This window comes from Streptomyces sp. NPDC002088 (assembly GCF_040296605.1).
Classification (GTDB): domain Bacteria; phylum Actinomycetota; class Actinomycetes; order Streptomycetales; family Streptomycetaceae; genus Streptomyces.
In genome coordinates this window covers 125656-138859 of the sequence record NZ_JBEOXO010000025.1, presented here as the reverse complement: position 1 = coordinate 138859, position 13204 = coordinate 125656, and the positions used below count along the sequence as shown (strand labels likewise).

Annotated in this window: 9 protein-coding genes; 1 reads left to right on the top strand and 8 read right to left on the bottom strand. The window is 70.1% G+C overall.

All coding sequences use genetic code 11. The features are described 5' to 3' along the window. Positions 1 to 41: 41 nt before the first annotated feature. From ABT114_RS38855 to ABT114_RS38820, 8 genes are all read right to left on the bottom strand, one after another. Positions 42 to 2096: a phosphocholine-specific phospholipase C gene (locus ABT114_RS38855; RefSeq protein WP_351148524.1), complete on the bottom strand. Its 2055-nt coding sequence runs from the start codon at positions 2094 to 2096 to the stop codon at positions 42 to 44. A gap of 471 nt (positions 2097 to 2567) precedes the next feature. Continuing rightward, positions 2568 to 3494, bottom strand: a complete 927-nt coding sequence (locus tag ABT114_RS38850; protein WP_351148521.1) for a LacI family DNA-binding transcriptional regulator — start codon at positions 3492 to 3494, stop codon at positions 2568 to 2570. Positions 3495 to 3733: 239 nt separating this feature from the next. After that, positions 3734 to 4603: a bifunctional 5,10-methylenetetrahydrofolate dehydrogenase/5,10-methenyltetrahydrofolate cyclohydrolase gene (locus ABT114_RS38845; protein WP_351148519.1), complete on the bottom strand. Its 870-nt coding sequence runs from the start codon at positions 4601 to 4603 to the stop codon at positions 3734 to 3736. Positions 4604 to 4921: 318 nt separating this feature from the next. Beyond that, positions 4922 to 5827, bottom strand: a complete 906-nt coding sequence (purU, locus tag ABT114_RS38840) for a formyltetrahydrofolate deformylase (protein WP_351148516.1) — start codon at positions 5825 to 5827, stop codon at positions 4922 to 4924. Next, on the bottom strand, positions 5824 to 6696 hold the full coding sequence (locus tag ABT114_RS38835) for a methylenetetrahydrofolate reductase (protein ID WP_351148513.1): 873 nt from the start codon (positions 6694 to 6696) through the stop codon (positions 5824 to 5826). The genes purU and ABT114_RS38835 overlap by 4 nt, the downstream gene beginning before the upstream one ends. A 40-nt stretch (positions 6697 to 6736) precedes the next feature. Beyond that, on the bottom strand, positions 6737 to 8080 hold the full coding sequence (locus ABT114_RS38830) for an aminomethyl transferase family protein (RefSeq protein WP_351148510.1): 1344 nt from the start codon (positions 8078 to 8080) through the stop codon (positions 6737 to 6739). 160 nt (positions 8081 to 8240) lie between these two features. After that, the gene (gene folP / locus ABT114_RS38825) at positions 8241 to 9224 is read right to left on the bottom strand and encodes a dihydropteroate synthase (protein ID WP_351148593.1); all 984 of its coding nucleotides are present in this window, start codon (positions 9222 to 9224) and stop codon (positions 8241 to 8243) included. 244 nt (positions 9225 to 9468) lie between these two features. Next, positions 9469 to 10383, bottom strand: coding sequence for a LysR family transcriptional regulator (locus tag ABT114_RS38820; protein WP_351148507.1), 915 nt, complete (start codon positions 10381 to 10383; stop codon positions 9469 to 9471). A gap of 396 nt (positions 10384 to 10779) precedes the next feature. Between ABT114_RS38820 and ABT114_RS38815 the strand changes: the two genes are divergently transcribed. After that, positions 10780 to 13080, top strand: a complete 2301-nt coding sequence (locus ABT114_RS38815) for an FdhF/YdeP family oxidoreductase (RefSeq protein WP_351148504.1) — start codon at positions 10780 to 10782, stop codon at positions 13078 to 13080. Positions 13081 to 13204 lie beyond the last annotated feature (124 nt).

Sequence of the window (13204 nt, the reverse complement as noted above, 5' to 3'; positions counted from 1 at the left end):
CAGTCCCCAGGATGCGCTGTTCATCGCGCTTTTACACCTTGTCACCCCGTGATGATCGCGGGGTCGCTGACGCCGGGGCGGCCGTTCTCGACATGTCCGGCAAACCGTCGCAGGTAGGTCGCGTCAGCGGCGGACGTGACGGTGAGGTCGTACCAACGCCTGCTCGCCGTCAGGTCGACGGTGTGCCGGACGGTGGCGCCGGGCCGCACTCCGACGGTTCGCGCGCGGCCACCGTAGCCGTTCGTCACCTTCAGTTCCACGGTGGCGGAGCCCTTGTTGGTGAGGGTCAGTTCGATGTCGTCGCCGGTGTGCCGCGCGGTGACCTCGGGACCTGCCGCGCCCTTGCCGGGGCCCTTGAAGGTGCGCAGGAAGCCGTTCGGGCCGTGCACCGTCAGGTCGTAGGAGCCGCCGGAGTACGTGGTGTTCCAGGTGTCGGAGAGGGACTTGCCGGCCTCGGTGGTGTAGGTCCAGGGCCCGTCCGTGCGGTTGCCGGAGGTGACGAGGAAGGCCGCGCCGGCGTGGGCGCCGGAGGCGAAGGTGAGCGTGAACTTCCCGGCGGCCGGGTCCGCCGATCCGTCCACCACCGGGGTGTACCTGAGCGGTCGGGTGGGCCGCGAGCCGCGCTCCTGCCCGGGCAGGACGGGGTTGGCGGGCGGGGTGGGTACGTAGTCGGGGTGGCGGTCGCCGTCCGGGGGCCGGTAGCCGTCGGTGTCCGGGAGGGCGACCGGCCTGGTGTCCCCGCGGGAGAAGTCGAACGCCGAAGTGAGGTCGCCGCAGATGGCGCGTCGCCAGGGCGAGATGTTCGGCTCGTGCACGCCGAAGCGGCGTTCCACGAACCGGACGATGGAGGTGTGGTCGAAGGTTTCGGAGCAGGCGTATCCGCCCTTGCTCCAGGGGGAGACGACGAGCATCGGCACGCGCTGGCCGAGGCCGTACGGGCCGGCGATGTGGCCGCTGTCGCCCTTGAACAGGTCGGGGCCGACGTCGACGGTGGACTTGCCCTGTGCGGCGGAGCCCGGCGGGAACGGCGGTATCAGGTGGTCGAAGAAGCCGTCGTTCTCGTCGTAGGTGATGAACAGGGCCGTCTTCGCCCAGACGGCCGGGTCGGCGGTGAGCGCGTCCAGGACCTGGGCGACGTACCAGGCGCCGTAGTTGGCGGGCCAGTTGGGGTGTTCGGTGAACGCCTCGGGGGCGACGATCCAGGAGACCTGCGGCAGCTTGCCGCCCTGCACGTCGGCCTTGAGCTGGTCGAAGAAACCCTCGCCCGTGCGGGCGTCGGTGCCGGTGCGGGCCTTGTCGTAGAAGGGGTCGCCGGGCTTGGCGTCGCGGTACTGGTTGAAGTAGAGGAGCGAGTTGTCGCCGTAGTTGCCTCGGTAGGCGTCGGGGATCCAGCCCCAGCTGCCGGCCGCGTCGAGGCCGTCGCCGACGTCCTGGTAGATCTTCCAGGAGACGCCGGCCTGCTCGAGGCGTTCGGGGTAGGTCGTCCAGCCGTAGCCGGCCTCGTCGTTGCCGAGGACGGGACCGCCGCCCTGGCCGTCGTTGCCGGTGTAGCCCGTCCACATGTAGTAGCGGTTGGGGTCGGTGGAGCCGATGAAGGAGCAGTGGTAGGCGTCGCAGATGGTGAAGGCGTCGGCGAGCGCGTAGTGGAACGGGATGTCGTCGCGGGTCAGGTAGGCCATCGTGGTCGCCGACTTCGCGGGCACCCACTTGTCGTACTTGCCCCCGTTGAACGCGGTGTGTCCGTCGTTCCAGCCGTGCGGGAGGTCCTGGAGGAACGCCAGGCCCAGGTCGTCGGCGTCGGGGTGGAAGGGCAGGACGTCCTTGGCGCCGTCGGACTGGTGCCAGACCGGCCTGCCGGGCGTGGGCGACGCCGGGCGCGGGTCGCCGAAGCCGCGGACGCCGCGCAGCGAGCCGAAGTAGTGGTCGAAGGATCGGTTCTCCTGCATCAGGACGACGATGTGCTCGACGTCCTCGATGGACCCGGTGCGGTGGTTGGCCGGGAGCGCGGCGGCACGCTCGATGCTGTTCGACAGAGCCGTGAACGCCGTGGTGACTCCCGCGAGTTGGAGGAAGCGGCGCCGGTTGACCTCGGGCATGGGTGAGGGACCCTTCTCGTCGTGGCGTGCGCAACTGGCCGGAACGTGACGGAATGTGCGCGCAAGGAGTGTTCCAAGAGCACCAAACGACAGGGAAGGGTCCGATGGCGTCGACGTGAAAGTCGTCGGTACGCGAGATGTGCGATGCGCCAAGTCCTCGTCAAGGTGCGCTCCGGTACGGGCGGGCCGGAAATCACCGGATGACCCAGAACGCCTCCGCCGCACATCCGGTAGCAGGCGTTCCGCGGGATCCGGCACATCCCGTACACGCCAATACTGCCCGCCCAGGACTCGACGCCGACGGGTGTCAGGATGTCCGACCGAGCCATTCGACCACCCGGCGGGATGTCGTGCGTGTATGCGGGCAACCGCACGGCGTCACACCGTCACTGCATGCTTCTTCGCTCGTCCGGTCATGTCCCGCACGGGGCAGCGGTGGCGGTGGGCCGGTCCTTGACGGGCCCGTGGCACTCAGGCCGACGTGCGGACCACGATCCGGCCGACCGCGGGTGCCAGACCCCCCGTGTCGATGCCGAGGGCATTGCGGGCGGCAACCCGTCCGAGGACTTCGGCGTCGATGTGGACGGTGGTGAGGGCGGGCGTGGACAGCGAGCCGTACTCGGTCTCGTCGAAACCGATCACGGCCACGTCCTCGGGCACCCGCAGCCCGAGGTCACGCAGGGCGGTCAGGGCGCGCAGCGCGATGTCGTCGTCGAAGGCGGCCAGGGCGGTCACGTCCGCGCGAGCCGCAAGGAACGCCTCGACGCCGGCCGCGCCGGCCTCCCGGGGCCGCGGAACGACGAAGCGCTCCAAGGGCGGAAGTCCCAGTCGTCGGGCGGCCTCCTGGGCGAATCCGAGCCGGGCCTCGGTCAGCGGGAACTCATGATCGGGCATCGCCATGGCGATCCGGGTGTGCCCTCGTTCGGCGAGGTAGCCGATCTGCAGCGCGGCGTTGGCGGCGAACCCGTTCGACCAGTCCTGCTCGATCGGCTCATGTCCCTGCATGTAGACCTCGCCGAGCCGCAGCACCGCCCGCGGCACGATGGCGTCGAGGACCTTCTGTGTGGCCTCCGGGAGCGCGTGCCCGTGCCGGACCAGAAGAATGTGATCGTGTTCGGCCAGTTCTTCGTCCAGGCCCCGGACGTAGCTGCGGGAGAAGTTGCCCTCCATGCCCCAGTCCACGTTGAGCACGACGATGCGCGACGACCCCTCGCGCAGCGCGCGGGCGATGCCGTGCGGGACGTATCCCAGGTCCTGGGCGGCCCCCATGACCCGCTCCCGGGTGGCCGCGGAGATCGTCTGCCGTGGGTCGTCGTTCAGTACGAAGCTCACGGTCGCCCGCGACACGCCGGACGCCCTGGCCACGTCGCTCAACGTCACCCGGCCCGAACGGCCCATGCCGGCACACTCCCTCTCCGTCGACCGAGTCGTCCCGGCCGGCTGCGTCACCAAAAGTGGCGCCCAGGCTCTAGAACGATTAAGCAGCTGGGATCAGCTTACGCGACTAGATCGATTCAGTTCTCGGCGCACCTGTAGCTGTACAGATCGAGTCAGCGCCCTCTCGTGACGGCGGGCACACCGATGGCCAGGATCGGCGCCCCTCCGGCGAACTGCCGAACCCACGTCCCGCGGAGCGCTCAGGCTGCGACGGCCTCGCATTCGGCGCTCCACCGGGCGGCACGCAGCGTGTTCACCATGAGCATGGCGATGGTCATGGGGCCCACGCCGCCGGGGACGGGGGTGATGCGTTCGGCGATGCCGTCGAGTTCGTCCGAACGGACGTCGCCGGTCAGGCCGGAGGGAGTGCGGTGGATGCCGACGTCGATGACGACCGCGCCGGGCCCGACGTGTTCGGGGCCGATGAGCCCGCGCACGCCCGTGGCGACCACGACGATGCCGGCGGGTCGGGTGACCGCAGCGAGGTCGGTGGTGAACTCATGGGCCACCGACACGGTTGCGCCGCGTCGCAGCAGCAGCTGGGTCAGGGGCTTTCCGACGAGTTCGCCCCAGCCCACCACGGCGACGCGGGCGCCCTGGAGGGGAATGCCCTCGGCGTCGAGGAGTTCGATGACGCCGCTGGGTGTGCAGGGGCGCAACCCACGCTCCCCACGCGCGAGGAGGCCCGCGCTGGCGGTGGTGAGGCCGTCGACGTCCTTGGTGACGGGGATGCGTTCGATCAGCGTGGCCGCGTCCAGCTGCCGGGGCAGCGGGAGTTGGAGCAGGATGCCGGAGACCTCCGGGTCGGCGGCCAGCTCGTCGATGACCGCGGCCACGTCGTCGGGGGTGGCGTGCTGGGGCAGGTGGCGGTGGAAGTCGCGCATCCCGGCTTCCTTGATGGCGCGCCGTTTGGCGGCGACGTACACGGCGCTGGCCGGATCGTCGCCGACGAGGACAGTCGCAAGGCCGGGGATTCTCCCCGAACCCGTGGCCCTGGCTGCGGTGACCTCCTCGGCTACTTGTGAACGGATCCGTCGGGCGATGCTGGTGCCGTCGATCCTGGTGGTCATGGTGGCGAACCGCTTTCTTGTCGTTTCCTGTCGTGAGGATCGTGAGGAACGAGTCGCCCGGGTGAGAGGGGTGTGCTGCGTGCGGTCGGTGTGACCGCGGCTGTACGGCGCCGTGACCGAGCCGGCCGCCGGTTGTCGCGGCGGTCGCCCTGCGGTGGCACGCGGGCGGTGCCGGCGGGGCGGCCGGCTCGGTCTCTGGGGGTGTGGCACGACAAGGCCGCTTGCCCCTGCACCGGGCGGTTTCCCCTGTCGATGAGAGTCGCTGCAAGTCGTTGCGCATCACTGCGAGTCGCCGCGAGTCGATGAGCCCTCTCGCCGTCAGGCGAAGACGATGGTGTGGTTGCCGTTGCGGATGACCCGGTCCTCGGCGTGCCACAGCACGGCGCGGGAGAGCACCGCGCGCTCCACGTCGGCGCCGCGGCGGGTGAGGTCGGTGGCGGTGTGGGCGTGCGTGACGCGGACGACGTCCTGCTCGATGATCGGGCCCTCGTCGAGGTCCTCGGTGACGTAGTGGGCGGTGGCGCCCACCAGCTTCACGCCCCGTTCCTTGGCCTTGGCGTAGGGGCCGGCGCCGATGAAGGCGGGCAGGAAGGAGTGGTGGATGTTGATGATCGGGACGCCGACGTTCGCGATGAAGTCGGCCGAGAGGATCTGCATGTAGCGGGCGAGGACGACGAAGTCGACGTTGCCCTGGAGCAGTCGCAGGTGTTCCGCTTCGGCGGCGGACTTGTCCGGCCCCTGGCAGGGGACGTGGAAGAAGGGGATGCCGAAGCCGCGTACCTCCTCCGCCACGTCCGGGTGATTGGAGATCACCATGGAGACGGTGACGGGCAGTTGGCCCTGCCGATGGCGCCAGAGCAGGTCGAGCAGGCAGTGGTCGGACTTGGAGGCGAAGATCGCGACCCGTTTGGGCACCGACAGGTCGCGCAGCGTGTAGCTCAGCCCGAACGCGTCCACCAGGTGCTCGTCGAGATCGGCCCGCAGGGCGGGCAGCGCGGCCTGGAAGCTGTCGAGGCCGAACACGGTGCGCTGGAAGAATGCGCCGCCCTGCGGATTGTCGGAGTACTGGTCGAGGGAGACGATGTTCGCGCTGTGACGGCTCAGGACCGACGTCACCGCGGCGACGATCCCCGTGGCGTCGGCGCCCTGCACGATGAGCGAAGCCTGCGGGGCAGGGGACTTGCTCCTGGCCGTACGGGCCGGAGTGTCTTGCGTGAGGGTCATGCCAAGCTTTCCTTCCGGAAGCGGGTGGCCCAGTCGGAGGTGGCCTTGAGCCCGCCGAACGTATAGAAGTGGATCTTCAAGTCGCCGTGGCGGGCGGGGTCGTGGGCCGCGGCGAGGTCGCGCAGGAAGCGGTCCGGTCCTGCGGTGCCCATGAGGTTGGTCAGGGAGAACCCGTATTTCTTGACGACGGAGGCGCTGGTGCCGACCCCGAAACGGGCCGCGTACGACATGAGCCGGCGCACTCCGGCAGGACCGGGCACACCGATCCTGACCGGGACCCCGATGCCGCGGCGACGGACCTCTTCCACCCAGGCGAGCACCGGGTCGACGTCGAACCCGAACTGCGTGATGATGCCGCCCTCCAGGGGCTGCGCGGCAAGGGCCGCGTGCTTGTCCTCCAGGGCGGACCAGAGCACGCCGCCATCGATCGCGGGATGCCCTTCCGGGTACCCGCTGAAGCCGACGTGGCGGACCCCGTAGTTCTGCAGCAGTCCCGTGTCGATGAGGGACAGGGAGTCGGCGTAAGGGCCCTCGGGATGCGCCGGGTCTCCCCCGACCACGAACACGTTGTCGGACGTGCCGTCGGCGTGCAGGCCGGCCAGGAACCGCTCGAAGTCGGCGCGCGAGCCGAGACGGCGGGCGGATATGTGCGGTACGGGAACGAAGCCGAGCCGCTTCACCGCCCGCGCCGCATCCAGCCGCATCTGAAGGTCCTCATTGCCGAGGAAGGTGACATTGATCCGGGTGCCCTGGGGAATGGCGTCGCGGGCTTCCTCGAGTTTGGGGACGTCCTTGCCCGTCATCTCCAGGGAGAAGTCCTCAAGCAGCGACGTACTGACCGCCGTTCGAACCGTGCTCGCGGGATTCATCGTCTTTCGTCTCGCTTTCTCTCCGTGCGGTCGGCCGGCGTCAGCGGTCGCGGCGGTAGAGGGTGCGCGCGTGCTGGTTGAACGGGGAGGGCTGGACGGTGGCACGGATGCGGGGGAATCCGAGATCGGCCTCGGGGTCGGTGCCGGAACCGGGGTGTTCGCCCCAGACCACCGTGACCTCGGTGCCCGGTGCGGCCTGCTCGGAGTCGATCAGGGTCTGCGCCAGTACGGTGCCCACCGGGTCGATCGAGGCGCTCTGCATCGTGACGCCGACCAGACCGGCGTCGCTCTCCACCCGGTGCCGGGCGTACGAGAGGACGAAGCCCGGGTCCTCGCCCTGTCCGATGACGGTGCGGACGTCATCCGCGTCGAGGACGAGGGTGACCTTGGTACGGAGCACCTCGCCCTTGGCCTTCTCGAGGGCGTCCCGGCCCACGAAGTCGTGGTTGAAGGAGATCATCTTCCCGTAGCCCAGTTCGTACGGGGAGACGTAGTAGTCCTCGATGTTCTCGGAGAAGTAGCTGCCGTTCAGCGGGCGCTTGCCCTCGATGCCGAACAGGGGCAGGTACTTGCGGTAGTCCAGCAGGTCCGGGTCGGTGTAGATGCCGGGCACCGGCGAGGGGATCCAGCCGCTCTCCACGCTCGGCGTGGCGTACGCGAGGGCGCCGACCTGGATCAGGCCGAGCGGCTCGCCCGCCGTCAGGAACGCCTCGTGAACGTACGCGGCGTGCTCCCAGGGGCCGATGAACTCGAAGCCGGCCTGACCGGCCATGCCGTGGCGCAGGGCGCGGAGGGGGCGGCCGTCGAGGGTGACCGGCGTGGAGTGGAAGAACTTCGTCTCCGGGAGCGGCCCGCCGAAGGTCCGCTCGACGAGTTCCGCCGCCAGCGGGCCCTGGATCTGGTAGCGGAACAGCTTCGGGTCGCCGCCGCCCGGGCGGAAGGCCGAGGACGGGTCGGTGACGAAGCCGACGTCGTAGCCGCCCTTCTCCGCGTGGTACTGCACCCAGTGCTGCGCGGCCGGGATCCCGCTGAGCAGGTACTTGTTCTCGCCCTCGCGGGCGAGGATCCCGTCGGTGACGATGTGGCCGCCCCGGGTGACCGGCACGTACTGCTTGGCCTGTCCGATCGCGAACTTCTCGAAGTTGTTGGCACCGTGGTCGGCCAGCACCCGCGTGGCGTCCGGCCCCTCGATCCACATGTCGTACATGTGGTGCGAGAGGTTGAGCAGGGCGACGCCCTCGTGCCACGCGGCCTGCTCCTGACGCCAGCCGCTGTACTCGGGCTCGACGACCTCGGGGGTCCACGGCTCGGCACCCGGCTGCCACAGCAGGTTGACGGGCGAGCCGGCCTTGTCGATGCCGTCCTGGAGGGTGGGGGTTGCCATAGCGGCTCCCTTTCGTGTTCGTAGCGATCTGTCCCATGAAAGCTAAATCGATCTAGTAGACGCCCCGGAGGGACCGGCACACCTGATCCACCGATGAAGGTGATCCACCGACGCAGGTGATCCACCGGCGATTGGTGTCACTAAAACGATCTAGCGAAAGCTAGCAGAGGGGCCTCGCCCGGGGCGAGAGCCGGGTTGCGGATTTCTCAGGGTGCCCGCCGCGCCCCGCGCCCGGCGGGCCGTCGCGGCCCGGGTCGCTGTCACGGTCGAGGTGTTCGAGGTACGCGGACGCCATGAGCACCGCGTCGAGGCCGGCGCGGACTTCGTGGACTCGGACGCAGAACGCGCCCCCCGCGGCGGCGAGCGCGGAGACGGCGGCCGTCGCCACGTCCCGCCCTGCGGGCGGCACCTCACCGGCGCCCCCGCCCGCGAGGGCCGCGCCGATGAAACGCTTCCTCGAAGCGCCGACGAGCAGCGGGTACCCCAGCTGCCGCAGCGGCCCCAGACCGGCCAGGAGCGTCCAGTCGTGCTCGGGCCGCTTGGCGAAGCCGAGCCCCGGATCGAGGACGATACGGGCCGGGTCGACTCCCTGCTCCGTCAACTGCCGCAGGCGGTGGCTGAGTTCGGCCGTGACGTCGGCGACGACGTCCCGGTAGTCCGCGTGGCGGTCCATCTCGCGGCTCGGCGCACGCCAGTGCATGGCGACGTACGGGACACCGGCCGCGGCGACGGTCGACGCCATGGCCGGGTCGGCGAGCCCGCCGCTGACGTCGTTGACCAGGCGCGCTCCCGCCTCGACAGCGGCTCGGGCCACGGGAGCGTGCATGGTGTCGATGCTCGTGCACACGCCGGCCCGAGCGAGGTCACGCACCACCGGGACGGTGCGGGCCAGCTCCTCCTCCAGACCCACAGGGCGCGCGCCCGGGCGGGTGGACTCGCCGCCCACGTCAACGATGTCGGCCCCCTGGGCGGCGAGTTCCAGTCCCCGGTCGACCGCGCGGCGGCTGTCCGCGTACAGGCCACCGTCGGAGAAGGAGTCGGGTGTGACATTGAGGATCCCCATGACCAGGCATCGGCCCGGCCTGGGCAGCCCCTCCAGTTCGGTCGGTGCTCTCGACCGCCCTACGGCGGCGGCACGTTCCATGGTCGGCATCGGCGACAACCCCCTTGATCCCGCGTCCCACCGCGGGAAAGGAATGCTAAATCGATTAGGCCGTCATGTTACAGGGCGGCACTTAATCGTTCTAGTCCGTCGCTCCAGTCCCTCTCGACGATCACCTTCGATGTCCGCGGCACCTCTTCCGACGGCGGCGTGGACACATGACGGCAGCGGGCCTGAGCCGAAGGCAGTCTGAGCCGACAGCACGCTACGGCCGGAGGCGTCATCGCTAGTCGGGTACCTGCTCCAGGGCGGCGGAGATGCCGGCCCTGCCGACGACGTCGATCAGCGCCTGTCCGAGCACGGAGACCGGCTCACGAGCCGGGAGCACCAGGTCGATCCGCTCGGTGCGGACCGGGCGGACCAGCGGAACGGCGTGCATCCCTGCGGGGACGCCGAAGACGTGCAGCCAGGCATGCGGCACGATGCTCGCCCATTGACCGGCCCTGACCTGCGCGAACAGGGAAGCGATCGAATCGGTCTCCACCCGCGGGGTCACGGAGACGCCCACCGCCTCGAACACCGCGTCGAGTACCTGACGCCCCTGCATCATGGGGTGCAGGAGGCACAGGGGGTGCTGGGCCGCCTCGTCCCAGGAGATCTCGGCGGGGCCGGGGCCGGCAGCGGCCCGCCGGGTCAGGAACACATAGCGTTCCTGGTACAGCGGGACGAACTTGAAGCCGTGCGCGACGGCGGAGCTGTGGTAGGTCACGGCGGCGTCCAGCTCGTACGCCTGGAGTCTGTTCACGATGTCCTCGGCCCGCAGGTCGGCGAACACCTGGACGGTCGCCAAGGGGTTGGCGGCGCAGAACGGTTGGGTCAGCAGGGCGACCGCCGTGGCCGCGGTCGGGACGGTCCCGATGCGCAGCCGGCCGCTCAGCCCCGAGCGCAGCGCCTGGATCTCGCCCTGCATCGCGTCGCGGTCGGCGAGGATGCGCTGCGCCCACAGGACGACTCGCTCGCCCTCCGGGGTGAGTCCGTCGAACCTGCGCCCACGCCGGACCAGGGGGATGCCGAGCTCGTCCTCCAGTTTCCGGATGCCCTCGGACAGGGCCGGCTGCGAGACGTAGCAGGCTTGCGCCGCCTTCGCGAAGTGGCGGGCGCGGGCGAGGGCGACGAGGTATTCGAGTTGGCGGAGCAGCACGCTTCAATGATCCACCGCGCTCGTCAGTGGTCCACCGCACTCGTCGACGTTCCACCGAGCTCGTCAACGATCCACCGCGACCGTCAGTGGTCCACCGCACTCGTCAACGATCCACCGCGCCCGTCAGTGGTCCACCGCACTCGTCGACGATCCACCGCACCCGGTCGCCCGCTGCCGGTGGCCGCAGTCGCGGCGCGTTGATCGGTGCTGCCTGTCACTCGATAACAACTGCCACTTTGACCTGGGACGACGCGCTGACGAAGAGTGTGGTGCGAACGGCTGGCGAGACATGTCCTGCCCGCGTGTCTCCGATGGCGCGTCGGCTGCCCCCGCACCCGGGCGCGATGGACGTCGCCGAACGAGCTCGCCGCCATGACGGAGAGGGCGTGACGTTCGATGCGGGACTTCGACGAACCGGACGAGGACGAGCTGGCCGTGACGGCGCCCAAGACGTGGGCCACCGGCGCTCCCGCGGTCGTGCACGCCCTGAAGTACGCGCTGGGCCAGACCTCGCCGACGCGCACCGCGCTGACCCTGCTGAACATCAACCAGGCGAAGGGCTTCGACTGCCCGGGCTGCGCCTGGCCCGAGCCCGCGCCGGGCAAGCGGCACCGCAACGAGTACTGCGAGAACGGCGCCAAGCACATCAGTGACGAGGCCACCTCCCGGCGGGTGACCGCCGAGTTCTTCCGGCAGTACTCGGTCGACGAACTGAGCCGGAAGTCCGACTACTGGCTCAACCAGCAGGGCCGCCTCACCGAGCCGATGGTGCTGCGCGAGGGTGCGGACCACTACGAGCCGATCGGCTGGGACGAGGCGCTGGACCTGCTCGCCCGCGAACTGCGCGCCCTGGACCACCCGGACGAGGCACTGTTCTACACCTCGGGCCGGCTGGCCAACGAGCCGGCCTTCCTGCTCCAGCTGTTCGCGCGGGCCTTCGGCACCAACAACCTGCCGGACTGCTCCAACATGTGCCACGAGTCCAGCGGCTCGGCACTCAACGAGACCCTGGGCATCGGCAAGGGCAGCGTCAGCCTCGACGACCTCTACGACGCCGACCTCGTGTTCGTCGTCGGGCAGAACCCCGGCACCAACCACCCGCGCATGCTGTCCGCGCTGGAGGAGACCAAGCGCCGCGGCGGCCGGGTCGTCGCGGTCAATCCGCTGCCCGAGGCGGGGCTGCTGCGCTTCAAGCACCCGCAGAAGGCGCGCGGCGTCATCGGCCGTGGCACGGACATCGCCGACCAGTTCCTGCAGATACGCCCCGGCGGCGACCTGGCCCTGTTCCAGGCGCTGAACCTGCTGCTGCTCGAGGCCGAGGAGAAGGAGCCGGGCACCGTCCTGGACCACGACTTCATCGCGGCGCACACCACCGGCTACGACGCGTTCGCCGACCACATCCGCCGTACGTCCTGGGACGACGTCCTCCAGGCGACCGGGCTGAGCCGTGACGAGATCGAGCAGGTGCACGCGCGGGTCCTGGAGAGCCGCAGCGTCATCGTCTGCTGGGCCATGGGGCTGACCCAGCACAAGCACGGCGTGCCCACCATCAGGGAGGTCGTCAACTTCCTCCTGCTGCGCGGCAACATCGGCCGTCCGGGCGCGGGAGTGTGCCCGGTGCGGGGCCACAGCAACGTGCAGGGCGACCGCACCATGGGCATCTGGGAACGTATGCCCCAGGCGTTCCTGGACCGGCTGGGCGGCGAATTCCGGTTCACCCCGCCGACGGCGCACGGGCTGGACTCCGTCGACTCGATCCGGGCCATGCTCGACGGACGGGCCAAGGTCTTCCTCGGCGTCGCGGGCAACTTCGTCCGCGCCACCCCCGACAGCGACGTCACCGAACGCGCCATGCGCAACTGCAGCCTGACCGCGCACATCTCGACCAAGCTCAACCGGTCCCACGCCGTGTGCGGACGCACGGCGCTGATCCTGCCCACGCTCGGCCGCAGCGACCGGGACGTCCAGGCGGGTGGCGAGCAGTTCATGACGGTGGAGGACTCCATGAGCGAGGTCCACGCCACGCGCGGCCGTCTCGCGCCGGCCTCGGCCCACCTGCTGAGCGAGGTGTCCATCATCAGCCGCCTGGCCCGCAGGGTCCTGGGAGCCGGGCCGGACATCCCCTGGGAGGACTTCGAGGCCGACTACGACGCCGTCCGCGACCGCATCGCCCGGGTCGTCGACGGGTTCGCGGACTTCAACGAGCGGGTACGGCGTCCGGGCGGCTTCCGCCTCCCCAACCCGGTCAACAGCAAGGTGTTCCGCACACCGAGCGGCAAGGCCGTCTTCACCGTCAACGACTTCACGATGCTCCAGGCGCCCAAGGGCCACCTGGTCCTGCAGACGCTGCGGTCGCACGACCAGTGGAACACGATTCCCTACGCGATGGACGACCGGTACCGGGGCATCAAGGGGGGCCGGCGCGTCGTCCTCGTGAACCCGGCCGACCTCACGGACCTCGGTCTCGCCGACGGCGCCCTCGTCGATCTCGTCAGCATTTGGTCCGACGGCTCGGAGCGTCGCGCCGACGCCTTCCGCGTCGTCGGCTACTCCACTCCCCGGGGTTCGGCCGCGGCTTACTACCCGGAGACGAACGTCCTGGTACCCCTCGACAGCGTCGCGGACATCAGCAACACCCCGACGTCGAAGAGCGTCATCGTCCGTCTGGAGCGAGCGGCCGAGCGGACACCGGCGTGACGCGGACGGCATGACCGTGGGTCCCCGGGAGCGGACTCCCGGGGACCTGCACGGCGCCGCCCTGCCCCCCGGCCGGGGCCGTGGGACGAACGAGAGCAACAGCCCGGCGTAACCGTTCCCAGGG